General features: G+C 38.7%; 28 protein-coding genes. All 28 read left to right on the forward strand.

What is annotated here, in order from left to right:
• Window positions 1-3 precede the first annotated feature (3 nt).
• The 28 genes from ACZ41W_RS11330 to ACZ41W_RS11465 all read left to right on the forward strand — a co-directional run bounded on the left by ACZ41W_RS11330 (window position 4) and on the right by ACZ41W_RS11465 (window position 26,186).
• Complete coding sequence (locus ACZ41W_RS11330; RefSeq protein WP_464312091.1) at window positions 4-486, forward strand: hypothetical protein; 483 nt, start codon at window positions 4-6, stop codon at window positions 484-486.
• Window positions 487-731: 245 nt separating this feature from the next.
• Window positions 732-1,823: an L-threonylcarbamoyladenylate synthase gene (locus ACZ41W_RS11335; protein WP_464312092.1), complete on the forward strand. Its 1,092-nt coding sequence runs from the start codon at window positions 732-734 to the stop codon at window positions 1,821-1,823.
• 86 nt (window positions 1,824-1,909) lie between these two features.
• On the forward strand, window positions 1,910-2,356 hold the full coding sequence (gene rpiB, locus ACZ41W_RS11340; RefSeq protein WP_464312093.1) for a ribose 5-phosphate isomerase B: 447 nt from the start codon (window positions 1,910-1,912) through the stop codon (window positions 2,354-2,356).
• A 10-nt stretch (window positions 2,357-2,366) separates the two neighbouring features.
• Window positions 2,367-2,996 carry a uracil phosphoribosyltransferase gene (gene upp, locus ACZ41W_RS11345; protein WP_464312094.1) on the forward strand — a complete coding sequence of 210 codons (630 nt, stop codon included), beginning with the start codon at window positions 2,367-2,369 and terminating at the stop codon, window positions 2,994-2,996.
• Between the two features lie 13 nt (window positions 2,997-3,009).
• On the forward strand, window positions 3,010-4,038 hold the full coding sequence (locus ACZ41W_RS11350; RefSeq protein WP_464312095.1) for an MraY family glycosyltransferase: 1,029 nt from the start codon (window positions 3,010-3,012) through the stop codon (window positions 4,036-4,038).
• Between the two features lie 63 nt (window positions 4,039-4,101).
• Window positions 4,102-5,220 (forward strand): non-hydrolyzing UDP-N-acetylglucosamine 2-epimerase, encoded by a 1,119-nt coding sequence (gene wecB / locus ACZ41W_RS11355; protein ID WP_464312096.1) that lies wholly within the window; start codon window positions 4,102-4,104, stop codon window positions 5,218-5,220.
• Between the two features lie 90 nt (window positions 5,221-5,310).
• Entirely contained in the window at window positions 5,311-5,643 is a 333-nt protein-coding gene (locus ACZ41W_RS11360) for an AtpZ/AtpI family protein (RefSeq protein WP_464312097.1), read from the forward strand.
• A gap of 137 nt (window positions 5,644-5,780) precedes the next feature.
• Window positions 5,781-6,200 carry an ATP synthase subunit I gene (locus tag ACZ41W_RS11365; protein WP_464312098.1) on the forward strand — a complete coding sequence of 140 codons (420 nt, stop codon included), beginning with the start codon at window positions 5,781-5,783 and terminating at the stop codon, window positions 6,198-6,200.
• Window positions 6,181-6,909 carry a F0F1 ATP synthase subunit A gene (gene atpB / locus ACZ41W_RS11370; protein ID WP_464312099.1) on the forward strand — a complete coding sequence of 243 codons (729 nt, stop codon included), beginning with the start codon at window positions 6,181-6,183 and terminating at the stop codon, window positions 6,907-6,909. The genes ACZ41W_RS11365 and atpB overlap by 20 nt, the downstream gene beginning before the upstream one ends.
• A gap of 18 nt (window positions 6,910-6,927) precedes the next feature.
• Window positions 6,928-7,479, forward strand: coding sequence for an ATP synthase F0 subunit C (gene atpE / locus ACZ41W_RS11375; RefSeq protein WP_464312100.1), 552 nt, complete (start codon window positions 6,928-6,930; stop codon window positions 7,477-7,479).
• A gap of 51 nt (window positions 7,480-7,530) precedes the next feature.
• Window positions 7,531-7,800 carry an ATP synthase F0 subunit C gene (gene atpE / locus ACZ41W_RS11380; protein WP_464312101.1) on the forward strand — a complete coding sequence of 90 codons (270 nt, stop codon included), beginning with the start codon at window positions 7,531-7,533 and terminating at the stop codon, window positions 7,798-7,800.
• Window positions 7,801-7,846: 46 nt separating this feature from the next.
• Window positions 7,847-8,380, forward strand: coding sequence for a F0F1 ATP synthase subunit B (gene atpF, locus ACZ41W_RS11385; RefSeq protein ID WP_464312102.1), 534 nt, complete (start codon window positions 7,847-7,849; stop codon window positions 8,378-8,380).
• Window positions 8,368-8,910: a F0F1 ATP synthase subunit delta gene (locus ACZ41W_RS11390; protein ID WP_464312103.1), complete on the forward strand. Its 543-nt coding sequence runs from the start codon at window positions 8,368-8,370 to the stop codon at window positions 8,908-8,910. Before atpF ends, ACZ41W_RS11390 begins: the two co-directional genes overlap by 13 nt.
• A 17-nt stretch (window positions 8,911-8,927) precedes the next feature.
• Complete coding sequence (gene atpA, locus ACZ41W_RS11395; protein ID WP_464312104.1) at window positions 8,928-10,439, forward strand: F0F1 ATP synthase subunit alpha; 1,512 nt, start codon at window positions 8,928-8,930, stop codon at window positions 10,437-10,439.
• Window positions 10,440-10,462: 23 nt separating this feature from the next.
• Window positions 10,463-11,320, forward strand: a complete 858-nt coding sequence (gene atpG, locus ACZ41W_RS11400) for an ATP synthase F1 subunit gamma (protein ID WP_464312105.1) — start codon at window positions 10,463-10,465, stop codon at window positions 11,318-11,320.
• A gap of 23 nt (window positions 11,321-11,343) precedes the next feature.
• On the forward strand, window positions 11,344-12,750 hold the full coding sequence (atpD, locus tag ACZ41W_RS11405) for a F0F1 ATP synthase subunit beta (protein ID WP_464312106.1): 1,407 nt from the start codon (window positions 11,344-11,346) through the stop codon (window positions 12,748-12,750).
• An 11-nt stretch (window positions 12,751-12,761) separates the two neighbouring features.
• Window positions 12,762-13,175 carry a F0F1 ATP synthase subunit epsilon gene (locus ACZ41W_RS11410; RefSeq protein WP_464312107.1) on the forward strand — a complete coding sequence of 138 codons (414 nt, stop codon included), beginning with the start codon at window positions 12,762-12,764 and terminating at the stop codon, window positions 13,173-13,175.
• A 325-nt stretch (window positions 13,176-13,500) separates the two neighbouring features.
• On the forward strand, window positions 13,501-14,760 hold the full coding sequence (murA, locus tag ACZ41W_RS11415; RefSeq protein WP_464312108.1) for a UDP-N-acetylglucosamine 1-carboxyvinyltransferase: 1,260 nt from the start codon (window positions 13,501-13,503) through the stop codon (window positions 14,758-14,760).
• Between the two features lie 51 nt (window positions 14,761-14,811).
• On the forward strand, window positions 14,812-15,840 hold the full coding sequence (mreB, locus tag ACZ41W_RS11420) for a rod shape-determining protein MreB (protein WP_464312109.1): 1,029 nt from the start codon (window positions 14,812-14,814) through the stop codon (window positions 15,838-15,840).
• A gap of 229 nt (window positions 15,841-16,069) precedes the next feature.
• A complete protein-coding gene (gene nadA / locus ACZ41W_RS11425; protein ID WP_464312110.1) occupies window positions 16,070-16,969 on the forward strand; it encodes a quinolinate synthase NadA in 900 nt (299 codons plus the stop codon).
• A 4-nt stretch (window positions 16,970-16,973) separates the two neighbouring features.
• On the forward strand, window positions 16,974-18,461 hold the full coding sequence (nadB, locus tag ACZ41W_RS11430; protein WP_464312111.1) for an L-aspartate oxidase: 1,488 nt from the start codon (window positions 16,974-16,976) through the stop codon (window positions 18,459-18,461).
• Entirely contained in the window at window positions 18,439-19,272 is an 834-nt protein-coding gene (nadC, locus tag ACZ41W_RS11435) for a carboxylating nicotinate-nucleotide diphosphorylase (protein ID WP_464312112.1), read from the forward strand. Before nadB ends, nadC begins: the two co-directional genes overlap by 23 nt.
• A gap of 167 nt (window positions 19,273-19,439) precedes the next feature.
• Window positions 19,440-20,510 carry a flagellar hook-basal body protein gene (locus tag ACZ41W_RS11440; RefSeq protein ID WP_464312113.1) on the forward strand — a complete coding sequence of 357 codons (1,071 nt, stop codon included), beginning with the start codon at window positions 19,440-19,442 and terminating at the stop codon, window positions 20,508-20,510.
• 39 nt (window positions 20,511-20,549) lie between these two features.
• Window positions 20,550-21,344 (forward strand): flagellar basal-body rod protein FlgG, encoded by a 795-nt coding sequence (gene flgG / locus ACZ41W_RS11445; protein WP_464312114.1) that lies wholly within the window; start codon window positions 20,550-20,552, stop codon window positions 21,342-21,344.
• A 24-nt stretch (window positions 21,345-21,368) separates the two neighbouring features.
• A complete protein-coding gene (locus ACZ41W_RS11450; RefSeq protein ID WP_464312115.1) occupies window positions 21,369-21,806 on the forward strand; it encodes a rod-binding protein in 438 nt (145 codons plus the stop codon).
• A gap of 259 nt (window positions 21,807-22,065) precedes the next feature.
• Window positions 22,066-23,313 carry a patatin-like phospholipase family protein gene (locus ACZ41W_RS11455; RefSeq protein ID WP_464312116.1) on the forward strand — a complete coding sequence of 416 codons (1,248 nt, stop codon included), beginning with the start codon at window positions 22,066-22,068 and terminating at the stop codon, window positions 23,311-23,313.
• Between the two features lie 54 nt (window positions 23,314-23,367).
• Window positions 23,368-25,020, forward strand: coding sequence for a phospho-sugar mutase (locus tag ACZ41W_RS11460; protein ID WP_464312117.1), 1,653 nt, complete (start codon window positions 23,368-23,370; stop codon window positions 25,018-25,020).
• A 32-nt stretch (window positions 25,021-25,052) separates the two neighbouring features.
• Window positions 25,053-26,186: a hypothetical protein gene (locus ACZ41W_RS11465; RefSeq protein WP_464312118.1), complete on the forward strand. Its 1,134-nt coding sequence runs from the start codon at window positions 25,053-25,055 to the stop codon at window positions 26,184-26,186.
• Window positions 26,187-26,198 lie beyond the last annotated feature (12 nt).

The raw sequence follows: 26,198 nt of genomic DNA on the forward strand, positions 1-26,198 counted from the left end.
ATTATGAGACAGCTTATTAATGCAGAAGTCATGACACAAACCCTAAAATTACAGCAAATGGGTGCAAAAGTACATGTGATAGATAGCAAACTCTGTTATGTCAATTTTGATATTGGCGGTTTTCAAATACAGTATGTGTACAATGTGAATAGAGAAGGCAATTATTTTCTTGAGAGAATCAAGCCGTATCCACTTCCATTGAAAGCGTATGAAAGCGAACAAGATGTAGTGGATATTATCGATATCGATATTGAACAGTTTAAAAGCGCTTTGAAAAGCCACAATATCGAGACATTTGTCAACCTCAACAGAGCGTTGAATAAAGCGATGAAGAAATTTGAGGATTTATTTTTATATTACAATGTACCAGGAGAAGATGTCGTTAAAATGTTCGAACGAATTCAGCAATTTGAAACGGATCTCGAAACGATTAAAGATAAATCAGATCGTCTTTATTTCAGAAAAGAGCCAGACAATTTAAAATAATTAGGAATTAAGGTGCTACCTGACACTTGAGTAAAGTGTCAGATAGTACCTTTTTTACGATGTGCATTTCCTGTTATTTTGTAGAGATTCATGGTGTAATCGTAGACATAATTTGATATGATAATGATGAACGATAAGAAGATAAAAAAGCAAGAAGATAATGAAGATAAGAAGATAGAATGTACTTGTGTGAAAAAATGCAAATAGTGGATTGCATATATAAACTGAAATAATGAAGAGGCAATATGAAACAAACGACAATTGTAACGATAGATAAGGGTCAACAACTTGAGGAAGTTCTTAAACTTCCAGCAAAAATATTGGAAACCAACGGGACTGTCATCTTTCCAACAGAGACAGTTTACGGACTTGGGGCAAATGCTCTTGACGATTTGGCAGTATCGCAAATCTACCAAGCGAAAGGGCGACCTTCAGATAACCCATTGATTGTGCATATCGCAAACTATGAGATGCTCGATCAACTGGCAGTTCACATTAAGCCATATGCCTATGAGCTGATGCGCCGATTTTGGCCAGGTCCGATTACCTTTGTTTTAGAAAAACATCCAGACATTTCGTTGAAGGTAACAGGTGGACTAAGTACGGTTGCAGTGCGCATGCCAGCACATGAAGTTGCCTTAAAGATCATTGAACTTTCAGGAAAACCCATTGCGGCACCTTCGGCAAATCTGTCGGGGAAGCCAAGTCCAACCTCAGCCAAGTATGTGATACAAGACATGATGAATCGCGTAGACTGTATTGTAGATGGCGGGGATTGTATCGTCGGGTTAGAATCAACGGTACTCGACGTGACAGGAGATGAACCGATTATATTGAGACCTGGTAAAGTAACCGCTGAAGAGATTGCCTTGGTAACGGGAAGTTGTAAGGTGGATCAAGCCATTAAATCGGATAAGATTGATGAATCTGGCCAAGCGAAATCACCAGGAATGAAATACAAACACTATGCGCCGGATGCTGAAGTTCATGTGGTAGTCGGGAGTACAGCATCTGTTATAAAAGTGTTGTTTGAAGAGGCGAATCAGAGAGTTCAAGACTTACAGAAAGTGGGTATTTTATCTTTCCAAGAAGATATTGAGGTGCTCAAGCAATTGTTCAAACAAGATAAACACCTAGAAGGAAATGTGATCCTTCAGTCTGCGGGAAGTTCTAAAAATTGGGAAGAATTTGCACGCGTGTTATTTGATTCGCTTAGAGGGTTTGACGATGAAAAATGTGATGTGATCCTCGTACGAGGCGTGAGTGATTCGGGAATCGGTCATGCCATTATGAATCGTTTAAAAAAAGCCTCAGATGGCAAAATAACAAGAATTTAGGTTGCTTTTTACTCCCATTAAAATTATAATGGATTAGGAATTTTAGTACACAAGATAGTGAGTATACAATTAAAAGGAGGAAGCAAATGAGGGTTGCAATAGGCTCTGACCATGGCGGTTATAATCTGAGACTTGTCATTAAGGAACATTTAATGGAGAAAGGCTATGAGGTTGTAGATTTTGGAGTGGACAGCAAGGTGTCAAGTGATTACCCTGATTATGCACTCAAAGTAGCAACGGCAATTACATCAGGAGACTGTGAACTCGGTGTTCTCGTATGTGGTACAGGACTGGGAATCTCAATTGCTGCAAATAAAGTAAAAGGTATTATTGCTGCCCCAGTAAGCGACACGTTCAGCGCAGAAATGGCGAGAAAACACAATAATGCCAATATTATCGCAGTTGGCGAGCGCGTTGTGGGAGAAGGTTTGGCACTTAAAATTATCGATGCGTTTTTCGAAGCTGAATTTGAAGGCGGAAGACATGCATCTCGCGTAGATAAAATTAAAGAGATCGAGAATAAATATTTATAAGAGGTGAGAGATGAGTAAAGTATTTGAAATGAATCACCCGTTAATTCAACATAAACTCAGCTTGATTCGCGATAAAAATACAGGGTCAAAAGAGTTTAGAGAGCTTGTTAAAGAAGTATCCATGTTGCTAGCTTATGAGGTAACTCGTGACTTATCTTTAGAAGATATTGAGATCGAAACCCCAATCTGCAAAACGAAGACCAAGATGTTGTCTGGTAGAAAATTAGGCATTATTCCGATTTTAAGAGCTGGACTTGGTATGGTAGATGGTTTTCTAAATTTACTTCCAGCTGCAAAAGTGGGACATATTGGACTTTATAGAGATCCTGAAACACTTGAACCAGTGGAATATTATTGTAAACTTCCAACGGATATTAGCGAAAGAGATCTCATCGTTGTAGATCCAATGCTCGCAACAGGAGGATCGGCAAGTGCAGCCATCCAATTTTTAAAAGACCGCGGTGGTATGAGTATCAAGTTGGTATGCTTAATTGGATGCCCAGAAGGAATTGCAACCGTTCAGGCTGCACATCCAGATGTCGATATTTACATTGCGGCAATTGATGAAAAATTAAATGATCACGCTTACATTGTTCCAGGTTTGGGCGATGCAGGAGATCGTTTGTTCGGCACGAAATAATTCGAGGTGAAAAATGATTAAATCAGCTATTGTAGCGTTTTTAGTAAGTTTTTTAATGACGCCAATCGTCATTAAAATTGCGCATAAATTTGGTGCTGTGGATGTTCCTAAGGATGAGAGACGTATGCACAGTAAACCCATGCCACTTTGGGGTGGAATTGCCATTTTTACGGGATTCTTTATCAGCATGTTTTTATTTTCAGATATCCCAACTGGAAAATTGGTTGGATTGCTCATCGCATCACTTGTGGTACTCATTACAGGTATGATCGACGACGTAAAACCCCTTGGTGCAAAACCTAAGTTATTGATGCAAATTTTAGCAGCAGTGATTCTGGTAAAAGCAGGCTATGAAATTAATTATTTCACCAATTTCTTTGGAGATAGTGGATTTATTTATCTAGGACACTGGTCGTTGCCGATTACGGTCATTTGGATTGTGGGTGTTACGAACACTGTGAATTTAATTGATGGATTAGATGGACTTGCAGCGGGAATTTCTGCAATTGCAGCAGTGACTTTGAGCTATATAGCGATTTTAAATCATCACCAAGATGCAGCTATGATTACAGTGATTTTAGCGGCAAGTGCGATTGGATTTTTACCTTACAATTTTAACCCAGCTAAGATTTTCATGGGAGATGCAGGGGCACTTTTTCTCGGATTAGTCCTTGCAGCGATATCGGTTGACGGCGCATTAAAAGGCGCGACTGCCATTACTGTTGTCGTTCCAATTTTAGCTTTAGGTGTGCCTATTTTTGACACGGCTTTTGCCATTTTAAGACGTCTAATTAATAAACGCCCAATTATGGAAGCTGATAAAGGGCATTTACATCACAGATTGATGTCGATTGGTTTAGGGCAAAGAAAAACGGTACTCTCCATGTATTTTATTAGTGCAATGTTGGGTGCAGGCGCTATTGCTTTGCTCAAACAAAATTGGCTACATGCGGCAATTATTCTTGGTGTTGCAGCTGTTGTCGTTTTCATACCGATCAATCGTTCTGTTCTCATGAAAAAGAAAGACGATCTTGATGAATAGTTTTAAATGCCTTCGAATTCTCGAAGGCTTGTTTTTTTAAGAATTAATTAGGAGGTTGTAGAGATGATCAAGGTTATGACGCTGTTCGGGACGAGACCAGAGGCAATCAAGATGGCGCCGCTCGTAAAAGCATTAGAAAAAGATGAAGCCATTGAATCCATCGTATGTGTGACGGCACAACATAGACAGATGTTAGACCAAGTTCTAGAGGTATTTCAAATTACCCCTGACTATGATTTGAATATTATGAAATCGGGGCAAACACTCAGTGAGATTACAAGTCGAGCACTCCTTGGAATTGAAGACGTTTTAAAAGAGGTCAAGCCAGATATTGTATTGGTTCACGGAGATACATCTACGACCTTTACAGGCGGTCTTGCAGCGTTTTATCAACAAATTCCGGTAGGTCACGTGGAAGCTGGTCTGAGAAGCGGAAATATGTACAGTCCATTTCCAGAGGAAATGAATCGCATTTTGACTTCGAGATTGGCAAATTTACACTTTGCCGCTACTGAAGGAAATGTTATAAATTTAATAAAAGAGGGTATTAATCCCAAATCAATAGTTAAAACGGGAAATACGGTAATTGATGCACTTATATCTGTAATTGATGATGGGTATCGATTTGAAGATGAAACGTTAAATCAAATTGACTTTGAACACAAAAAGGTCATTGCAGTGACGGCGCATAGACGTGAAAACCAAGGACAACCAATGGAGAATATCTTTGGTGCAATGCGAAAAATTGTCGAGGACAATGAGGATGTCGAACTTGTTTTTCCGGTTCATATGAATCCAACTGTAAGAGAAGTTGCTTATAGACATTTGTCTAACCATCCAAGAATACATTTGACAGAGCCTATGGAATATGTGTCGTTTGCTAATTTACAAAACAAGTGTTATCTCATTATGACGGATTCTGGCGGCATTCAAGAAGAAGCGCCTGCACTTGGGAAACCAGTTGTGGTGCTCAGAACTGAAACTGAACGACCTGAAGCGGTTGAAGCGGGAACAGTTGTAATCGCCGGTGTGGAATTTGAAGATATTTATCAAAAAACAAATGAACTCATTCGAGATGAAGCTGTTTATCGCAAGATGGCAGCTGCAGCAAATCCATATGGTGATGGTAAAGCGTGTCAACGCATTGTAGAAGCCATCAAGTTATGGAAAAAACAAATATAGCATTAGAATATTTCATATTCTCTTTAATGATGGAATTACATTGTGCTATAATGAAGAGTACTATCTTATATAACTAAATGAGGTGGGAATATGTCAGCCTGGAATAAATCGAACAAAAGCATATTTCAAAACTTAGCCTTAGTTTCACATGTGGGGATCATGATGTTGGTCCCTATATTAGGGTGCGTTTTGATTGGTGCTTTCCTAGATCGATTTTTTAAAACCAGCGGCATATTCCTTATTATTTTTGTATTACTCGGTGTAGGGAGTGCTTTTAGAAATTTATACGCGTTGTCCATCAATCGATCAAAAGACTACAAAAATGAACAGTCCGCTTCTTCCTATGTGGATGAGTTTGAAAAAAAAGTTCAGAGAGAAAAAGTTCAGAGAGAAAAAGAACATCAAAACCATCAAGACCATTAATCATTTTTACTCAAACCAAAAGTGAGGAATATATATAATGAGACAAAGTGTGTGGATCTTTCTAAATATGAACGGATTGAATGTCCGCGATTTATGAGTAAAAATACTTAAAATGGATAATGATAATAAGGTGGATTATGGAGTCTATACGAAAATTACAAAAATCAGTTTTGATAAAATTGGCAATAGTCATAGCAGTATGCGTAATTGTCAGTTTGTTGACATTAAAGGAACCTATGCCAATGATACTCGGTTTGATTTTCGGATCGCTTATTGGCGTTTTAAATTTTTTTGAACTTGCAAATACACTGAAACAGGCAGTGTACATGCCACCAAGTAAGGCACAAACCTATACGACGGCAAAATACTTTTTTAGGTATATCGTGACAGCAGTGGTACTTTATGTATCGATTGTTGCACCTTATATAAATGTAATTGGCACCATTTTAGGTCTAGTAAGCATTAAACTTATCATTATGGTCACCAATATGATAGGGGATAAGAATTACTTTAGAAACATTTTTAAGAGAAAGGAGGATGAATCTAGTGGGCAGTGAAGGTTTTGGACCACGCATTGCGTTTACAATTCACGATGTACCCGGACTAGGGGATATCCCGGTAACAGAAACAGTTACAGTAACCTGGTTAATTTTAGCGATGATTTTCATATTTTCGATTGTTGCAACTCGAAATATGAAGAAAGAAGCCAAGGGATTGCAAGTAATTGTAGAAGCGCTTGTAAAGACAATCAACAACTTGACGAAGCAGACAATGGGCGAACATAATGCTGCATTTGCTCCTTTTGTTGGAACTTTGCTTTTATTTATTGGTATTTCCAATATTATTGGTCTCTTTGGTTTGAGACCACCAACAGCAGACTTGAATACAACCTTATGTTTATCAATTACGACATTTGTGCTGACTCAGTTTTTTGGTCTTAAGAGTAAAGGATTACTCAATTATTCCAAAGGCTTTTTACAACCAATGCCACTGTTGTTGCCGCTTAATATCATCGGCGAATTAGCAAACCCAGTTTCACTTGCTTTTCGTTTGTTTGGTAATATTACAGCGGGTGTCATCATTATGACGCTTCTGTACAGTGCTTTAGGTGGCTTTACCAATATGTTATTTGGATTAACCGTACCACTTTTGCAAGCTGGTATTCCAGCCGTTCTGCATATTTATTTCGATTTATTTGCAGGTTTATTGCAATCGTTTATTTTTTCCATGTTGAGCATGGTATTTATATCAGGCGCTATGGAGTAGATTAAAAGGAGAAATCTCATGGAAGGAAGCAATTTTATTATTGATTTTTTAAATTGGCTAATGAGTTTTGATCCGAAAGCGATTGTTCTTGGCGCATCCGCAATAGGTGCTGGATTTGCCATGATAGCAGGTATCGGCCCTGGTGTAGGACAAGGATATGCTGCTGGAAAAGGTGCAGAAGCTGTATCGAGAAATCCAAAAGCAATCAGAGAAACTACAATGGTTATGCTACTAGGAGCTGCAGTTGCTGAAACTTCAGGAATTTTAGCGCTGGTTGTAGCACTCATTATGTTATTTGGTAATCCACTTGTCAATTTAGATGGAAATGCTCTTATTATTGCAGCATCAGCTATTGGAGCTGGACTTGCGATGATTGCAGGAGTTGGACCTGGTATTGGACAAGGCTATGCAGCCGGTAAAGGAACAGAAGCTACAGGAAAAAGGCCAAAAATGCAATCGCAAATTATTAAGACTATGTTAGTAGGTCAAGCGGTTGCTCAAACAACAGGTATTTATGCACTTGTTATTGCTCTTGTTTTATTATTTGCTAACCCACTTTTAGGGTTATAATGATTGATTAAAATATAAAGTACACATGAACTATTAAGGAGGATCAATATTATGGAAACATTAATCACTGGAAAAGCTTTAGTATTAGCTTGTTCTGCAATTGGTGCAGGCTTAGCAATGATCGCAGGTATCGGACCTGGAATCGGACAAGGATATGCTGCTGGTAAAGGTGCTGAGGCAGTTGGAAGACAACCTGAAGTACAAGGCGATATCGTAAGAACGATGTTATTAGGCGCAGCTGTTGCTGAAACAACTGGTATCTACGGTTTGGTTATCGCACTTATCTTATTATTTGCAAATCCATTAGTAGGTATGCTCTAATCGCATAGAAGATTATAAATAGTGTCAAAGAAAACAGGAGGTTAACATGAGTGTTGAGATAGTTACCGCGAGCTTAAGGCTTGGACTAGTTCATCCTGACTGGACCTTTCTCTTTCAATTAGTGAACACGTTTATCCTCTTCTTAATTCTCAAAAAATTCTTATTTGGTCCTGTGACCAATTTTATGAAAAAGAGAGAAGAAGAAATTAAAAATCAAATGGAGCATGCAAAACAACTGGATGTGGAAGCTCAAAAGTTAAAAGAAGCTTACGAAGGTCGTCTTGCACTTGCAGATGATGAGGGTAAAGAAATTGTTAAAAAGTATACTCAACGTGCTGAAAATAGAGCGTTTGAAATTGTTAAAACAGCAGAATCTGAAGTGGAAACAATGAAATCGCATGCACATAGAGAACTTGAAAGAGAAAGAGTAAAAGCAGTGAATGAACTAAAAGGTCAAATATCAGAGCTTACAATTCTGGCTGCTTCGAAAGTGGTTGAAAAAGATTTAAATGAGGCAGACCACAAGGAACTTATCAATAAGTTCATTGGTGAGGTGGGTGAGACTCAATGGCAAAATTAGTAAGTAGAACTTATTCTGAGGCATTGTTTGACGTTGCTCATGAGGAAGGTCGCTTAAAGGATATTCAAAGTGAGTTTACATGGGTGATGAACCAATGTATTGAGTATCCAGAGTTTTTTGAAATTATCAAAACCCCCAAAATTAGTATAGATGAGAAAAAAATGATTTTACAAGAAACCTTTAAAGATCATATTTCGCCATCTTTGCTCAACTTCTTAATGATCATTATAGATAAGAAAAGAGGAGCAGACTTATTAGAGATAAAAGCAGACTTTGATGAAAGAGTAGATGATTATCATAATATAGTCAAAGCGACGGTGGAATCAGTAGTTCCATTAACGGAAGAGCAACTTGTGAAGTTAAAAGAACGATTGACTCATCTAACTGGAAAAAGCGTTGAAATTCAGTCGGTGATTAATCCGGCAATTTTAGGCGGTTTAGTTGTAAGGGTGGGCGATAAACTCATCGATGGGTCGGTTAAGTTTAAACTTGAAGGGATGCTTGAAAGTTTAACTCAAATAATCATTTAAATAGGAGCGTGTTCGGCATGAATCTAAGACCAGAAGAAATAAGCTCTGTGATTAAATCACAGATTAAAAAGTATGAGTCTAAGCTTCAAGTAGAGGACACTGGAACGGTTCTTCAAGTTGGTGATGGTATCGCAAGAGTCCATGGCTTACAAAATTGTATGGCAGGGGAGTTACTTGAGTTTCCTAATGAAGTATATGGAATGGTACTCAACTTAGAAGAAGATAGTGCTGGTGTTGTTTTATTTGGATCTGATGAAAAAATTAAAGAAGGCGATTTAGTAAAAAGAACAGAACGTATCGTTGAAGTTCCTGTAGGAGAAGAATTATTCGGTCGAGTTGTCAACTCATTAGGTCAACCTCTCGATGGAAAAGGTCCGATTGCTACAAATAAATTCCGCCCAATAGAAGCAAAAGCATCAGGCGTTATTGATAGAAAATCAGTACACCAACCTTTACAAACAGGTATTAAAGCGATTGACTCGATGATTCCGATCGGAAGAGGTCAACGTGAACTTATCATTGGCGATAGACAAACAGGAAAAACTGCCATTGCGATTGATACGATTATCAATCAAAAGGATACAGATGTTTACTGTATTTATGTCGCAATTGGACAAAAAAATTCAACAGTTGCTCAAATTGTTAAGCAACTAGAAGATCACGGTGCAATGGACTATACATGTGTTGTTTCGGCAACGGCTGCAGATCCAGCACCACTTCAATATATTGCACCTTATGCAGGTGTTGCAATGGCAGAAGAATTGATGTATGCAGGAAAACACGTTTTGATTGTATATGATGACCTGTCCAAACACGCTGTTGCCTACCGTGCAATGTCCTTGCTTTTAAGGAGACCACCAGGACGTGAAGCTTACCCTGGAGATGTATTCTACCTTCATAGTAGATTATTAGAACGTGCTGCGAAGTTAAGTGATAAATTGGGTGGTGGTTCAATTACTGCACTTCCAATTATTGAGACACAAGCAGGCGACGTATCTGCATACATTCCAACGAATGTTATTTCCATCACGGATGGACAAATTTATCTGGAATCAGAACTCTTTTTTGCTGGTCAGCGACCTGCTGTTAATGCAGGTATTTCTGTTTCGCGTGTTGGCGGTTCTGCACAGATTAAAGCAATGAAAAAGGTTGCGTCAAAAATCAAGCTCGAATTAGCTCAATATAGAGAACTTGCTGCATTTGCTCAGTTTGGATCTGAACTTGATAAAGAGACTAAAGCTACACTGGCACACGGTGAAAGACTCATGATGGTTTTAAAACAACCTCAGTACAAACCGATTGCCGTTGAAAATCAAGTTATGACGATCTACGCGATTGTAAATCGCTATATGTCAGATATTGAGCCTAAGCATATCACGAAATTTGAAGCGGGATTACTGGAGTTTTTAAATCAAAGTTATCCTGAAATTGGCAAATCGATCAAGGAAACAGGTGACATGTCATCTGAAATTGAAGAGATGCTTAAAAAAGCAATCGTTGAATTTAAAGCAAGCTTTGTAGCAGAATAAGCTTCCTTATAGGAGGGATTAACATGGCAAGTAGTACTCGTGATATCAAGCGAAAAATTCGCAGCGTTAATAGTACCATGCAAATCACGAAAGCTTTTGAACTCGTATCTACTGCAAAGTTAAAGCGTGCTAGAGATAGAATGGACATTGCGAAACCATATTTTGACACGATTCAAGAAGCTGTTAAAGAGATTCTGAGCTCTGATAAAAGTATTAAGAGCAAGTATATCTCAAATGGCGATGTAAAAAAACCTTTATACATTGTGGTGACATCTGACAGAGGGCTTTGCGGAGGCTATAACATCAACGCCATCAAAAAAGCACTCGAATCAGTTAAGTCAAAAGAAGCGGCGAAATTTATCGTCGTTGGTAAAAGGGCAAACGACGTCTTGAATCAAATGGGTTACAATATCGTAGACAGCTTTTTGTATATCTCTGAAAAACCAGAGTATACGCATGCAAGTTTAATTGCAAAAGCAGCTCTTGGTATGTATTTAAAAGGCGAAATAGATGCCATTCACTTTGTTTACACGCGGTTTGCAAGTACGATTTCTCAGGTGGCAACCGATTTGATGTTGCTTCCGATAGAGCGTCCTGAAACATCGCAAAATGATGAACCTTCGGAGTTTGTAAATTATGAACCTTCTCCAGAAGAAGTTTTGAAATACGTGATTCCTAAGTATGTTGAAAGTACAATATATGGCGGATTAATTGAGTCTTCTGCTTCAGAGCAAGCGGCAAGACGAATTGCGATGGAAAATGCATCGGATAATGCTGAAGAAATAATTGACGACTTGACCTTGTCGTTTAACCAAGCTCGACAAGCGGCAATCACACAAGAATTATCAGAAATCGTTGGTGGTGCAGAAGCACTCAAATAATAATTGAAAGGAAGTGGAAGAGTATGGATCAAGCGATTGGTAAAATCGTGCAAATCATAGGACCTGTACTCGATATTAGATTTGAAGCGGATCAGCTTCCTAATATTTATGATGCTGTTAAAATTGATTATAAAGATATCCACGTCGTTGCAGAAGTGATGCAACATATCGGAGGCAATACCGTGAGAGCCGTTTCTATGAGCTCGACAGATGGATTAATCAGAGGAATTGATGCAGTATCAACAGGCTCGCCTATATCTGTTCCAGTTGGAAAACCAACTCTAGGAAGACTTATTAACGTTCTAGGCGAAACAATCGATGAAGGCGAAAAAATTGATAAATCAGTTACAGAACACTGGCCAATTCATAGAGAAGCGCCAGTATTTGCAGAGCAAGGAACCTCATCTGAGATGCTTGAAACAGGTATCAAAGTCATCGACTTAATTGCACCTTATTCAAAAGGTGGAAAGATCGGTCTTTTCGGTGGCGCTGGTGTTGGTAAAACCGTTATTATCCAAGAGTTAATCAACAATATCGCGACAAATCACGGTGGTTTATCTGTATTTGCAGGTGTTGGTGAAAGAACAAGAGAAGGTAATGACCTATATCATGAAATGAAAGATTCTGGTGTTATCGATAAGACGACACTTGTATTTGGTCAAATGAATGAGCCACCTGGAGCAAGAATGCGTGTTGCATTAACAGGACTTACAATGGCTGAATATTTTAGAGATCAAGAGGGCAAGGACGTTCTTTTGTTCATTGATAATATCTTCAGATTTACTCAAGCAGGTTCAGAAGTATCTGCCCTCCTTGGCCGTATGCCGAGTGCCGTTGGTTACCAACCGACACTTGCAACGGACATGGGAGCGCTCCAAGAGAGAATCACATCGACTACAAAAGGATCCATTACGTCAGTTCAAGCGGTATATGTACCTGCGGATGACTTAACAGACCCAGCACCTGCAACAACATTCTCGCATCTTGATGCAACAACTGTTTTATCCAGAAAAATTTCTGAGTTAGGCTTATATCCAGCAGTTGATCCACTGGATTCTACGTCGAGAATCTTAACTCCAGACGTAGTTGGTCAGGAGCATTATACAGTAGCACGTGGCGTTCAAGAGATTTTACAACGTTATAACGAACTTCAAGATATTATCGCGATTCTCGGTATGGATGAATTATCCGATGCAGATAAACTTGTCGTTAGTAGAGCGCGTAAAATTCAGAGATTTTTATCACAACCATTTAATGTTGCAGAGCAATTTACCGGTTTCAAAGGTGCTTATGTACCGATTAAAGAAACGGTTAGAAGCTTCCGTGAGATATTGGATGGACTTCATGATGAAATTCCTGAACAATTCTTCTTATATTGCGGTAACATCGACGATGTAGTTGAAAAGTATAAGAAAAGTAAAGCACAATAGGAGGTGACACGATGGGCAATAAATTCAAGCTGGATGTTGTGACACCTGATAAATACTTTTTTAGTGGCGAAACTGAAATGATTATCGCACGTACAACAGAAGGCGACATTGGAATTTTATATGACCATGAACCTCTGGTTGCACCACTCAAAATTGGTAGCTTAAGAGTCAAACAAGATGATCAATCATTTAGATGGGCTGCAGTAACTTCGGGATTTATTACTGTAACAGAAGAGCAAGTGACTTTGGTCGTAGATTCTGCTGAATGGGTTGAAGATATTGATGTTGAACGCGCTTTAGAAGCAAGAAAACGCGCTGAAGAGCGTATGACTGCTGGTGCAGAAAAAGGCGTGGATATCCTTCGTGCCAAAATTGCACTTGAACGTGCGATCAATAGAATTAAGTTAAGTGAAACTCATAAATAAAGCTCATAAATAAAGATCAAATGAATAAGTTCGTACACAAAATAATCGGTTCTGATTAGACAGAATGTTTTGTGTACGGGCTTTTTTTTGTGCAAAATTTACAAAAAAGGACAAATTGACATGTTTAAACACTTTTTTTTACAAAACGGTTGTCAAATTACAAAATTATTTCAAAAAAAGTGAAAAAGGTATAGATAGTACTTGCATTTTTCTATATAATATTAAATGACTATAAAACTGTTTAAACTAGTTTACTAAAATATCTTTGGAATTATGAAAATACTTTTATATAGAGCAATTTGTTTGTTTGGAATGGAGGATCATATTGGCTAAGTTACTCGTTGAAAAAAGTGGACCACTCATGGGGTCTGTTAGAATAAAAGGTGCAAAAAATTCAGTTTTGAAACTTATGGCAGCTTCGATATTAGCGGATGAAACATGTATTATTGAAAGTGTCCCAGAATTAATTGATGTAGAAGTAATGGCAACTTTACTAGAATCACTTGGATTGACTATTGATTATGACCGTGCAAAAGAAGTCATCGAGATTCAACCTGCAAAAGAACTTAAATGTGAAGCACCTTATGATCTCATTCAAAAGATGAGAGCTTCATTCCTAGTGATGGGACCGCTATTGGCGAAAAAAGGAATCGCAAAAGTATCCATGCCAGGTGGTTGTGCAATAGGCGCAAGACCTATTGATTTACACTTAAAAGGTTTTCAAGCTTTAGGCGCTGAAGTGACTTTGGGTCATGGATACATTGAGGCAAAAGCTGAGAATGGATTAATTGGAAATGAAATATACTTAGACTTCCCAAGCGTTGGTGCAACAGAAAATATTATGATGGCAGCAACAATGGCGAAGGGAACGACTGTTTTACAAAATGCAGCAAAAGAACCTGAAATAATTGACTTGGCAAACTTCCTCAATGAAATGGGGGCAAATATAAAAGGGGCTGGAACGGACACCATTAGAATTTCAGGTGTTGCTAAATTAAATGGTACACGTCATCAAACCATCCCAGATCGTATTATTGCTGCAACATTTATGGTGGCAGCAGCAATGACAAAAGGTGATATTACGATAGAAAATGTCGTTTCTAGTCACGTAAAACCTGTCACTGCAAAACTCAGAGAAATGGGCGCGATTGTAGAAGATGATGACGATTGTATTCGCGTATATACCAATGGACCACTCAAAGCCGTTGACTTAACAACGCTTCCTTATCCTGGTTTTCCAACAGATGCACAGGCTCAGTTTATGGCGTTATTGGCTGTGTCAGAAGGAACGAGTGTCATTACTGAAACCGTTTTTGAAAATAGATTCAGACATGTTGCAGAGATCAACCGCATGGGTGCAAACATTAAAATCGAAGGACATAGTGCTGTTATTCAAGGCGTTCAGCAACTACAAGGCGCACAAGTAAAAGCGACGGATTTACGTGCAGGTGCTGCACTGGTTCTTTCAGGTTTGATTGCTGAAGGCATAACAGAAGTGGATGAAATTTTCCATATCGATAGAGGCTATCCTCAAATTGAAAAAGATCTCATGTCATTAGGCGCTAAAATTAAACGTATTGATTAATCGACGCATTAAACTGTATAGATCATAATACTTTATGGAAGGTGGAATAGAATGTTTGGTGTAGGTTCTGAGATTGGAATAGATTTAGGTACGGCGAGCGTATTGGTTTATATAAAAGGAAAAGGCATTGTCTTAAGAGAACCTTCGGTAGTTGCCATCGATAACAATACCGATCGCGTACTTGCAGTGGGAAATGAAGCAAGAAAAATGTTAGGTAGAACTCCGGGCAATATTATTGCAATCAGACCATTAAAAGATGGTGTAATTTCAGATTACGACGTAACTGAGAGAATGTTGAGATACTTTATTAACAAAACATGTGGTAAAAGAAGACTTTTTAAACCGAAAATTATCATTTGCGTGCCAAGTGGTGTTACTGAAGTTGAAAAGAGAGCGGTTCTAGACGCAACGATGGAAGCGGGCGGAGGCAAAACTTATTTAATTGAAGAGCCTATTGCTGCAGCTATTGGAGCAGGTCTTGATATTTCAAAACCGGATGGAAACATGGTTATTGATATTGGTGGAGGGACTTCAGATATCGCAGTTATTTCTCTTGGTGGAATTGTTGTGAGTACATCTATAAAAGTCGCTGGCGATAAATTTGATGAAGCGATTATTAAGTATATGAGAAAGAAACATAATCTCCTGATTGGTGAGAGAACCGCTGAGGAGCTTAAAATAAATATTGGAACGGCATATCCAAGAACTAAAGCCATCAAAATGGACTGTCGAGGAAGAGATTTAATTACGGGTTTACCAAAAAACATCTCAATCTCTAGTGAAGAAATGCAAGAAGCCCTACAAGAAGTTGTCAATGCAGTTGCAGATGCAGTCCATTTTGTACTTGAGAAAACGCCTCCAGAGTTAGCATCTGATATTAGTTCAAGAGGCATTGTCATGACAGGTGGAGGATCTCTTTTATATGGTCTCAATAAATTATTAGAAAAGAGAACTGGGATTCCGACCTATATTGCAGATGATGCGGTAAGCTGCGTTGCTAAAGGAACGGGAATGAGTCTCGAGCACCTCGATATCCTTGAAAAAAACATGATGACATCCGCTCGTAAGAAATACGTGTAAAAATTTTCTTATTGTAACAAAAGCTACTGATTCGTTAAGAATTCGTAGCTTTTATTTTTGCCCTGTAGTGAAAGTCGAGAGTGCGTGTATTTGTTAATTTTTAAACCATTTGACTCGGTGAAAGCGTTCATTTTTGTAGGTTGATGTTTTAAGATGAGTGTGATATATTTAGTTTGATTAGTTGACAAGACAGCTGTATATACAAAAAGGGCTAGCCCGAGAGGTGATTATGTTAAAACAACAAATTTTAGAGATAAAAAAAGAAAAAAAAGCCATCATATTGGCACATCATTATCAAAGTATGGAAGTGAAAGAAGTGGCTGACTTTGTCGGGGATTCTCTTGAACTTTCTAAAATAGCAGCAAATCTAGAGTGTGATAGAATCGTCTTATGTGGTGTGAAATTCATGGCTGAGACCGCTAAAATTTTAGCGCCGAATAAAAAAGTCCTCCTTCCTAATTTGGGAGCTGGTTGTCCAATGGCAGATATGGTGACGAGCGACGATGTACTCGAACTTAAAAATAAATACCCACAGGCACAAGTGGTGACTTATGTTAACTCATCTGCAGACGTAAAGGCAGTGAGTGATATTTGCTGTACATCTTCAAATGCTGCAAAAATTATTCGGTCGATGAAATCTGATGAGATTATTTTTGTTCCGGATCAAAATTTAGCAAAGTATACACAAAATTTGTGTCCTGAGAAGACCATTCATATCTGGCGTGGATTTTGTCCAACGCATCACATCATTACACGAGAAATGGCTGAAAAAAGACGCGCTGAGTATCCAGAGGCAGTTTTATTTAGCCATCCAGAGTGTAAACCTGAAGTTTTAGAAGTGTCGGATGACATTGGAAGTACCGCACAGATTATTGAGATGAGTAAGCGCACGGACGCAAAACAAATCATCATTGGCACTGAGATGGGCGTTGTGGAATCTTTGAGGGTGATGTTGCCTGAAAAAGAGTTTATTCCATTAAATGACCACATGATTTGTCCAAATATGAAAAAAACAACGCTAGAAGACGTGTATCGCGTGTTATCTGAAGATAGCAACGAGATTATTTTAGACGAAACAATTGCTCAGAAAGCAAAAAATGCCATATTCAAAATGATTGAAAGGTCGTAAGACGATGAGTACAAATCAATACGATGTCGTAATTATTGGTGCGGGATTAGCCGGTGTTTACTGCGCTTTGAGCATGGATCCGTCATTACGCATAGCGATTTTATCGAATGGAACCATCAAAGATACCAACAGTTATCTCGCTCAGGGAGGTGTCGCTGCACCAATAGGACCTAATGATACTCCGGAAAGTCATTTTAATGATACGATGTCTTGCGGTCATTTTGTCAACGATGAAAATGCAGTTCGGCAACTAACAGTATTTGCACAAGAAGAAATAAGAGCTATTGAAGCACTTGGCGTAAAGTTTGATAAAAATCCAGATGGGTCTTATCTCATGGGGATGGAAGGTGCGCATCATTTACCTAGAATCTTGAGGATTGGAGACTATACTGGAAAAGCAATTCTTGAAACCCTTTGGGAACGCGTTTTAGAAAGAGATCATATTGATATTTTTACCGATGCGTTTGTTTACGAATTGCTGTCAGCAGAGGATCACACGGTTAGATTGAAAGTTCTATGTGGTAGTGAACCTAGCTTATTTCATGTGCAGTCAGTTGTTATCGCAACGGGTGGCATGGGGAGACTTTATTCGCGAACCAGTAATAGTGAAAAAATTGTTGGAGATGGTATTGCATTGGCCATCAAATCGGGCGTTCACGTATCGCATCTCAACTGGATTCAGTTTCATCCCACTGTTTTTTATAATGTGAAAGGACCTCAAAAGGGCTTCTTGATATCAGAAGCCGTCAGGGGAGATGGTGGCATGCTCCTGAACCAATCTGGTGAGCGTTTTATGGAAAAGTATCATCCATTAAAAGAGTTAGCGCCGAGAGATGTCGTGTCGGCTTCAATCTTAAAAGAGCTAGAAAAACAGACGATTCCGTATGTGTTTTTAGATGTCCGTCATATTGGCAACGACAAAATGTCACAGCGATTTCCCACTATTTATGCCTATTGTCAAGAGCAAGGACTGGATTTAGAGACAGACCTCATTCCCGTTGCTCCAGGAGCGCATTATGCCATGGGTGGAATCACAGTAGATTTAAATGGGCGTACCAATTTGCCAAATGTATATGCTGTGGGTGAATGTTCTTATACAGGCGTACACGGTAAAAATCGATTGGCGAGCAACTCATTATTGGAGGCCATTGTATTTGCAAAAAAAGTGTCAGAAGCAATTGGTAAAGGACGCCTTGAGACGAATCAGGATCTGATGGACGAGACAAAAGGTTCTATTGATACAAAGATGCCATTTTATGATATCAATCCTCTCAGAATTCGCCAGTGGATGGATGAAAACATGGGAATTGTAAAAGAATATCCAGCCATTCGGAAGATGGTAAAATTGATTGAAGAAACACTAAAACATCCAAAAGAGTTGTGTGATCTAACAGTTGAGTCCATCCAAAAACAGAATATGCTATTAGTTACTCACCACATGTTAATGCAAACCTTACAGGAGTATGATGATGAAAACAAACAACTTATTTGACGAATGGATCAAACGTGCAATACAAGAAGATCGAACAAGTTACGATATGACTTCAGAATGGTTATTTGATGAAGAGCATCAATCAAGTGCAAAGCTGATAGCAAAAGAATCAGGCATTTTATCGGGACTGGATATTTTTGTTCGGACGTTTGAACTTTTAGATGAGACATTTCAAATAGAGTGCCATTATCAAAATGGCGATGAGGTAACAAAAGGTGACATCGTAGCGACGATGAGCGGACAAACAAAAGCAATGCTGTTAGCCGAAAGAACGGCACTTAACTTTATCCAAAGAATGAGCGGCATCGCCACTGAAACGAGAAAGTACGTACAAGCAGTTGCTGATTTACCATGTAAAATTGTGGACACGAGAAAAACTGCACCCGGTTTACGTCTGATAGATAAACGCGCTGTGAAAGACGGTGGCGGCACCAATCATCGTTTCAATTTGTCGGATGGAATTTTGATTAAGGACAACCACATTGAGGCAGCAGGCGGAATCACACGAGCAATCGAAAAAGTGAGACTACATAAGCCACATCCACTTAAAATTGAGATAGAAGTTGAATCGATTGAAGGCTTAGTTGAAGCGCTTGAAGCGGGAGCCGACATCATTATGCTCGATAATATGAGCACCGAAATGATGCGACAAGCAGTTGAAATCAATGGACACCGAGCAGTTCTAGAAGCCAGTGGGAATATGAATTTAACAAGATTACGAGAAGTTGCGGAAACAGGCGTGGATATTATATCCGTGGGGGGATTAACGCATACTGTTAAGGCAATGGATTTGAGTTTAAGATTTAAATAGCTGAAGAGTCTACGCGAGAGCGTAGGCTTTTTTGCTATGTAGCTACTATGATTTTCACCTCATAGGCACAATTTTGCCACAAACTTTCCTCAAAATCCACCGAAAATCCCCTAAAGTTAACGGACATTTGTGACGATATCCTTTGTGAATACTATTGGAGGATGACTATGGTTAAGGGTTTATACATTGCAGGATCGAGCATGATTACAAATATTCATAAGATGGACGTGATTGGTAACAATCTTGCAAACGTCAACACCACAGGCTTTAAGAAGGATCGAGTGGAAGTTGAATCGTTTAATGCCCGCATGTTGAGTCGAATCAACGGTAGTAATATTCCAAGTGAAATGGGCACGAGTACAGTGACAAAAGAACTCCTTGGTGAAGAAATGCATGTTGAAACCGACAAAGGATATTTTCGAATTGAGACACCTAATGGCATTCATTATAGTAAAAGTGCAATTTTCTTTAAAGATACAGATGGTTATTTAAGAACCATTTATAGAAATATTGGTGGCACCGTAGATCATTTAGCAGGAAATAAGGTGCTTGGTTTAAAAGGCCCTATCTATGTAGGAGATCAAACCTTTGATGTAGATGAAAGTGGCAATGTCCTTATAGGAGGCACAAAAGCCGATCAATTGGTGATGGCGACGTCTCCAACCTCACTCGGTACCATGAGTGCTGGCGTGAGAGGATATTCAGTATTGACGGACTTTGAACAAGGTCAACTTGAAATGACCAATCAACCCTTTGATTTAGCCATAAAGGGAGAGGGATTCTTTTCAGTTCAAACAGATGAAGGGGAGTATTATACGAGAAATGGTTCCTTTACCATCAACCAAAACAGTGAGCTTGTTACAATGGACGGCGCAAAGGTATTGGGAACAGATGGACCAATCATCATAGAAACAGATAATTTCACAGTCAATGAATTCGGCGAAGTCATTCAAAATGGTGAAATTACCAGCAAATTGAAGCTCACTGCTTTTTCAAATATTGCAGATGTCTATAAAGTTGGAACGGGTTATTACAAAGAAAGAGCCAATCTAGTGGGAGAAAAGAAGGAATTTGAAGGTGAAATATCTCAAGGATTTATAGAAAGTTCAAATTCGGACGCTGTTAGTGAGATGATTCATTTAATTGAAATGAATCGAAATTATGAAACCAGTCAAAAAGTCATCACGACGATAGATGAAATGATCGGAAAATGTGTGACTGAACTTGGTAGAGTCTAGTCGTTTAATCCAATAGAAGGTCATTAGGAGGCGTATTCAATGAAAGCAATGTGGTCAGCAGCATCGGGAATGAAAAATCTTCAACTTAAAATAGACACAATTTCCAACAACTTAGCCAATGTCAACACAATTGGTTTTAAAGGGCAACGTGTAGAGTTCAAAGACATCATGTATGAAAAACTCTCTACATCAGAGAAGTTAGAAGATGAAGGTAAACCAGTTCCAATTGAAATTGGACATGGGGTTATGATTTCGGCAACACTTAGAAATTTCACAACAGGAAATTTACAACAAACAGAGAATAAAACGGATTTAGCAATCAATGGCGAACACTTTTTTAAAGTTATTGATAACAATGGAAACGTAAGATATACAAAAGATGGTAGTTTTAAGATTGCTTCTACAGCTGAAGGCGCACAACTTGTTACATCCGATGGATACTATGTGCAAGGTCTTGATGGCAATGTCATTTTAGGTGAAAATGTATCTGAACTCAGCATCGATAGCCAAGGATTTATCAAAGTAAAACGAGATGGTGGACAAGATTATGAGGATATCGGACAATTATCTTTAAATAAATTTGTCAATCCAACAGGACTTGAAGCCATTGGAAAAAACCTTTATAAAGAAACAGATGCATCAGGAGTCGCATTTGAAGGAATAGAAGAGGGCGACAAAACGGAAGTATGGCAGGGATTTATCGAAAACAGTAACGTTCAAGTGGTAGATGAGATGATCAATTTAATTACGGCTCAAAGAGCTTATGAGATCAACTCAAAATCTATTCAAACAGCCGACTCTATGCTCGAAGTTGCAAATAACCTAAAACGATAGTAGCTTAGTAAATGGGAGGCTATGATGAAAATAGATAGCTCGATGATCAGTAATGTTTACTCGACAGCACTTTCTCAAGAAAAAGAAGTCAATGAGACAAACGCTTTTAAAGAAACACTTGAAAAAGCTGCAGGTAGTAAAGATTTAGAAAAATTGAAAGAAGCCAGCCAAGAATTTGAAGCGTATTTTCTCAATACACTCTTTAAAGAAATGAGAAAAACCGTTCAAGAAGGTGGATTAACTGAAAAGAGTCAAGCTCGTACGACCTTTGAAGAAATGTTAGATGAAGAAATGTCTAAGACCATCAGTCAAAAAGGCGGAATCGGTCTTTCGGATATGATTTACAATAATATGGTGCGTGCTTATGGAAATGCAGTTGAAGCAACAAGTGCAGCAGAGACAGAGGCGACGAGTGAAACGGAAGAAGTCACACCACAATCTTCTGTGGATATAAAAGGATAAACCGTTTTGGGGCGCTCAAATTATAACTATAAACTAAAACTATAAAATAAAACTATAAACTATAACTGTTAGAATTAACGGCTTATAGTTTTTTTATTTTTTGCGAGATTAAAGTGAAAATCAGAATGGTATATATGCTATAGGGCTGCATTTTGCAAGTAGAGAATGCAACAATCTTACAAAGTGAAGACGTTAAATGAAACTTAGTTAAGTAAGACTTACAACTAGATATAAAACGAGACATACTAGAGGAGGACATATGAGGGGCATTGCACTTGAAGGTGGTGGCGCAAAGGGTTCTTATCATATTGGTGCACTAAAAGCATTGAGAGATTTGGGAATCGATTACCAAGTGATCACAGGAACGTCTATTGGGGCGATCAATGGCGCACTCATTCTTTCTGAAGGACTTGATCGAGCTGAAAAAATATGGCTTTCGACGGAGCTCAATGATGTGGTCAATGGGGATGCAGAATTGATACGTAAAATATTGAACTACGAGTTTAAAGAGGATGCCAAAAAAGTTCGAGCATTTATCATCGATATGTTAAAACAAGGTGGTGTGGATATTTCGCCATTTAAAGATAAAATGAGAGCGATTGTCAGCGAAGATAAGGTCAGGGCATCTGATGTGGACTTTGGTTTAGTTGCACTTTCCCTAACGGATTTGAGACCTGTTACCTTGTTTAAAGCGGACATTCCAGAGGGAAAAATGCACGATTATATCTTTGCATCGTCTAATTTACCTGCATTTAAAGATGAAAAATTCGATGACAAACGCATGATTGATGGGGCGTTTTATGATAATTTACCCATTAATATGCTCATCGACAGAGGGTGTGACGACATCATCGCCATCAGACTCAATGCTACTGGTAGGATTAAGCGTGTCAAACGGACGCATCAGCATAAAGTGACTATGATTAGTCCATCTGAACCGTTAGGGCGGTCGATGGAAGTCGATCCAGAAAAAGCTGCTTACAACATTCGAATGGGCTATTTTGACACGGAGCGCGTCATCAAAGGATTGTTTGGCACTCAGTACTATGTAACCAATATGATGGACGAATCCATTATCGTGAAAAAATTCTTGAATATATCCGATGCAACCGTTGAAAAATTAAGCACTTTTTTAAATACTTCCAAAAAAAATAAACGCCTGATTTTTGAAGAGATCGTCCCTATGATTGCTTCGTTGCTCAAAATTGAAGACGATCTGAGTTACGGTGAAGTTTTCTTAAGATATTATGAATTCTTAGCGTCTGAAATTCACTTAGAACGTTTTAAATGGCGGTCTTACGATGAATTCGTCAATACAGTGGATGCCATTTATCAAACCAATTATGAGCAACTGTGTAAAACCGAAAAATCCATTGCGAAGCGGTTATTTTCCATTCTTCCCAATAAGAGTGTTCTACTTCTTCCGAAAAAAATGCAAAAACTGTTTTTAGTGAATCTGTATTTGATTCTGATGAATGATGTTTGGAACCCTAGCGTTCCAAAATAATCTATGATAAAATGTTGAAGTTGAAAACGTTACCAATAGAAGGGAGAAAGTAAAATGAACGCTCAAGAGCATTATAAAAATTGGTTAGAGAATCCGTATTTTGATGACGCCTTTAGAAATGAATTAGAACAAATAAGCAATCAACCTGATGAAATAGAAGATCGTTTTTATAGAGATTTAGAGTTTGGAACTGCTGGTATGAGAGGGGTTATTGGCGCCGGTAGAAACCGCATCAATGCCTATATCGTTCGAAAAGCCACTCAAGGATTTGCCAACTTTTTGCTTGAAAGAAAGCCACACATCTCGGCAAATCAATCTGTCGTAATCGCATATGATTCTCGTAGAATGTCACGTGAATTCGCCTTTGAAACAGCTCGCGTTATGGCAGCAAATCACATTACAGCCTATGTATTTAACGAAGTCAGAACGACTCCGGAGCTTTCATTTGCCGTTAGAGAACTGAACTGTATGGGTGGGGTGATGATTACAGCGAGTCATAATCCACCGGAGTACAATGGCTATAAAGTTTATGACGAAACAGGTTGTCAATTGGTTCCGCACTTAGCAGATGCACTTGTTGCACACGTTGAGGCTATCACAGATTTTAAAGACGTGAAAATTATCGATTCCGTGGAACATGACCACATTAAAGTCATCAGTGAAGAAGTGGATTTGCCTTATTTTGAAATGGTCAAAAAAGTGGCAATTCGACCTGAACTCATTGCTCATTCGCAGCTGAAAGTCGTTTATACACCGCTTCACGGAACAGGTGGATACTCAGTTACGCGTGTATTAGATGAGATGGGCTTCAAAGGCCTTGTAAAAGTTACCAATCAAATGGTTCCAGATGGTGAATTTCCAACCTGCAAACAACCGAATCCCGAAAATGTCAGTGCATTTGAAGAGGCACTTAAAACAGCAGAATCGTGCTCAGCTGATTTGCTCATCGCAACAGATCCAGATTGTGATCGCATCGGATTGATGTTAAAAACAGATCATGGATATATGGCGCTCAACGGCAATCAAATAGGCTCTTTATTTATGGAGTACGTCCTATCTGCTCGCAAGGGATTGACGCGGGATCACTACGTTGTAAATACAGTGGTTTCATCTGATTTAGCAAAAGTTCAAGCAGAACATTACGGTGTGACGTTGAAAAAAACACTCACTGGATTTAAATTTATCGGTGAACAAATTGAACTGGATTCGCAACATTTTATCATGGGATATGAAGAGAGCTATGGTTATTTATTTGATCCGCATGTTCGCGACAAAGATGCCGTAATGGGAACACTCATTGCAATTGAGATGGCTGAGTATTATAGACAGCAAGGCTTGAGTCTTTACGATGTGTTGATGTCGATTTTTAAACGCCATGGTTACTATGTGGATGAGACGATTTCAAAGAGTTTTCAAGGTAAAGAAGGTGGCGCGAACATGGGCATTATCATGAATCGATTTAGAACACAGTCGTCTGATATGCTCGACTATATGCGAAAAATCGACTACCTTCAAGATGAAACTGGTTTGCCGAAAGCAGATGTTATAAAATTCTATCTTGATGAAACTTCGTGGATGGTTCTAAGGCCATCGGGAACTGAGCCAAAACTTAAAATTTATTTTTCAATTTGTGATGCAGATCATCAGGCTGCACAGGTGAAATTAGAAAAATATAAACAATTAATACTGGATAAAGTGAGCGTATAATGACGCATATGGACGAAAGGTGATTGCTCAATATGGACCTCAATCTATTTACCGGAATGAAACTGAATACCATTGAAGCAACGAATACGCGATTGATGGGGGTTGTTGGACTTGTCGCATATTGGCAAGATCAACTAGGCAATCGATTGGTTCAGATCTTTCACTTAGATTATGAACTCTATGGAATCGATGGGTATCATCATCTCTATAATCCCACGGATGAAACCCTTCAGAATCACATTTTATCAGTAACTGGAGGGTTGGGTGGACGATTTGTTAAACTGTCAAAGCCAGAGTATGTACATCTCGTGCTCACGGCTTATAATAAACACCCAGAAAGCATTGAAGAACACGTGGATTTTGAAGTGTTTCAGGAGTATTTCAGTGCATTTCGGGATGAACTCACTGAGGCAGAAGTCAAACAGTTACTTTATAAGCTTACGCCCGAGTTGGGTCAAGATACAGAACTACTGAATTATCTATTGATGCGGATTGTCGGGTGTGATGTTGAGGCCATACGTCATTTGATGACAGATCAGCTGCTCATCGAAAACACGACTTTTTTTGAACAGCCCTATACGCTGATTAAAAACACCAATTTTTTGCTCCGTGATGAACAAGAAAGAACGACGTACCGAACGGAGTCAGTGGTGGATTACGAAGAGCGGTATCGAATTGTGGTATTTGAAGTTCAAATTGACAAATCCCAAAAACGCGTGTGTGCGATAGAAAAACTCGAAGAACTGACGATTAGCAGCATTGAAGCTAGTTTTAATCTTAATCGACCTGAGTATATTATCGTGACACAGTTAAAAGATGCCTTTTTTGAGAGAAAATTTGTTCAGGATAATCCTGAGATGATGCGTCAAAGTTATTATCAAGGACAATTATTTATTGAGTTTAATGCACATAACGACCACGTTAAGGAGAATCCTTATCTGTTAAACGGGGACATTTATGCCATGTATTTTTTCACACGAAACCGTCAGCTGCTCATTGCTTCATTTTCAGAAGATAATTTGAAGTCGATTGATGCCGTTTTAAGGGAAAAACATGCGTATGAAGAAAGTCTTCATTTCGTGTGTGAGATCAAAACAGACGATCCAGTCATCTTTGATTTCATCAATAGTCATTATGAAAATTTATTTGATTTTTTAGCACAGTAGCTGGGCTGTCGA

The sequence above is a fragment of the Fusibacter fontis genome (assembly GCF_055378735.1).

Bases quoted from the DNA above. Each gene is read 5' to 3' on its own strand.
- atpG (WP_464312105.1), top strand. From the start codon at position 10,463: ATGGCAAGTAGTACTCGTGATATCAAGCGAAAAATTCGCAGCGTTAAT.
- ACZ41W_RS11350 (WP_464312095.1), top strand. From the start codon at position 3,010: ATGATTAAATCAGCTATTGTAGCGTTTTTAGTAAGTTTTTTAATGACG.
- wecB (WP_464312096.1), top strand. From the start codon at position 4,102: ATGATCAAGGTTATGACGCTGTTCGGGACGAGACCAGAGGCAATCAAG.
- ACZ41W_RS11410 (WP_464312107.1), top strand. From the start codon at position 12,762: ATGGGCAATAAATTCAAGCTGGATGTTGTGACACCTGATAAATACTTT.
- atpE (WP_464312100.1), top strand. From the start codon at position 6,928: ATGGAAGGAAGCAATTTTATTATTGATTTTTTAAATTGGCTAATGAGT.
- rpiB (WP_464312093.1), top strand. From the start codon at position 1,910: ATGAGGGTTGCAATAGGCTCTGACCATGGCGGTTATAATCTGAGACTT.
- mreB (WP_464312109.1), top strand. From the start codon at position 14,812: ATGTTTGGTGTAGGTTCTGAGATTGGAATAGATTTAGGTACGGCGAGC.
- flgG (WP_464312114.1), top strand. From the start codon at position 20,550: ATGAAAGCAATGTGGTCAGCAGCATCGGGAATGAAAAATCTTCAACTT.
- ACZ41W_RS11335 (WP_464312092.1), top strand. From the start codon at position 732: ATGAAACAAACGACAATTGTAACGATAGATAAGGGTCAACAACTTGAG.
- ACZ41W_RS11390 (WP_464312103.1), top strand. From the start codon at position 8,368: ATGGCAAAATTAGTAAGTAGAACTTATTCTGAGGCATTGTTTGACGTT.
- nadA (WP_464312110.1), top strand. From the start codon at position 16,070: ATGTTAAAACAACAAATTTTAGAGATAAAAAAAGAAAAAAAAGCCATC.
- atpD (WP_464312106.1), top strand. From the start codon at position 11,344: ATGGATCAAGCGATTGGTAAAATCGTGCAAATCATAGGACCTGTACTC.
- atpE (WP_464312101.1), top strand. From the start codon at position 7,531: ATGGAAACATTAATCACTGGAAAAGCTTTAGTATTAGCTTGTTCTGCA.
- ACZ41W_RS11360 (WP_464312097.1), top strand. From the start codon at position 5,311: ATGTCAGCCTGGAATAAATCGAACAAAAGCATATTTCAAAACTTAGCC.
- ACZ41W_RS11365 (WP_464312098.1), top strand. From the start codon at position 5,781: ATGGAGTCTATACGAAAATTACAAAAATCAGTTTTGATAAAATTGGCA.
- ACZ41W_RS11455 (WP_464312116.1), top strand. From the start codon at position 22,066: ATGAGGGGCATTGCACTTGAAGGTGGTGGCGCAAAGGGTTCTTATCAT.
- atpA (WP_464312104.1), top strand. From the start codon at position 8,928: ATGAATCTAAGACCAGAAGAAATAAGCTCTGTGATTAAATCACAGATT.
- ACZ41W_RS11460 (WP_464312117.1), top strand. From the start codon at position 23,368: ATGAACGCTCAAGAGCATTATAAAAATTGGTTAGAGAATCCGTATTTT.
- atpF (WP_464312102.1), top strand. From the start codon at position 7,847: ATGAGTGTTGAGATAGTTACCGCGAGCTTAAGGCTTGGACTAGTTCAT.
- ACZ41W_RS11450 (WP_464312115.1), top strand. From the start codon at position 21,369: ATGAAAATAGATAGCTCGATGATCAGTAATGTTTACTCGACAGCACTT.
- nadB (WP_464312111.1), top strand. From the start codon at position 16,974: ATGAGTACAAATCAATACGATGTCGTAATTATTGGTGCGGGATTAGCC.
- upp (WP_464312094.1), top strand. From the start codon at position 2,367: ATGAGTAAAGTATTTGAAATGAATCACCCGTTAATTCAACATAAACTC.
- atpB (WP_464312099.1), top strand. From the start codon at position 6,181: ATGAATCTAGTGGGCAGTGAAGGTTTTGGACCACGCATTGCGTTTACA.
- ACZ41W_RS11330 (WP_464312091.1), top strand. From the start codon at position 4: ATGAGACAGCTTATTAATGCAGAAGTCATGACACAAACCCTAAAATTA.
- ACZ41W_RS11440 (WP_464312113.1), top strand. From the start codon at position 19,440: ATGGTTAAGGGTTTATACATTGCAGGATCGAGCATGATTACAAATATT.
- ACZ41W_RS11465 (WP_464312118.1), top strand. From the start codon at position 25,053: ATGGACCTCAATCTATTTACCGGAATGAAACTGAATACCATTGAAGCA.
- nadC (WP_464312112.1), top strand. From the start codon at position 18,439: ATGAAAACAAACAACTTATTTGACGAATGGATCAAACGTGCAATACAA.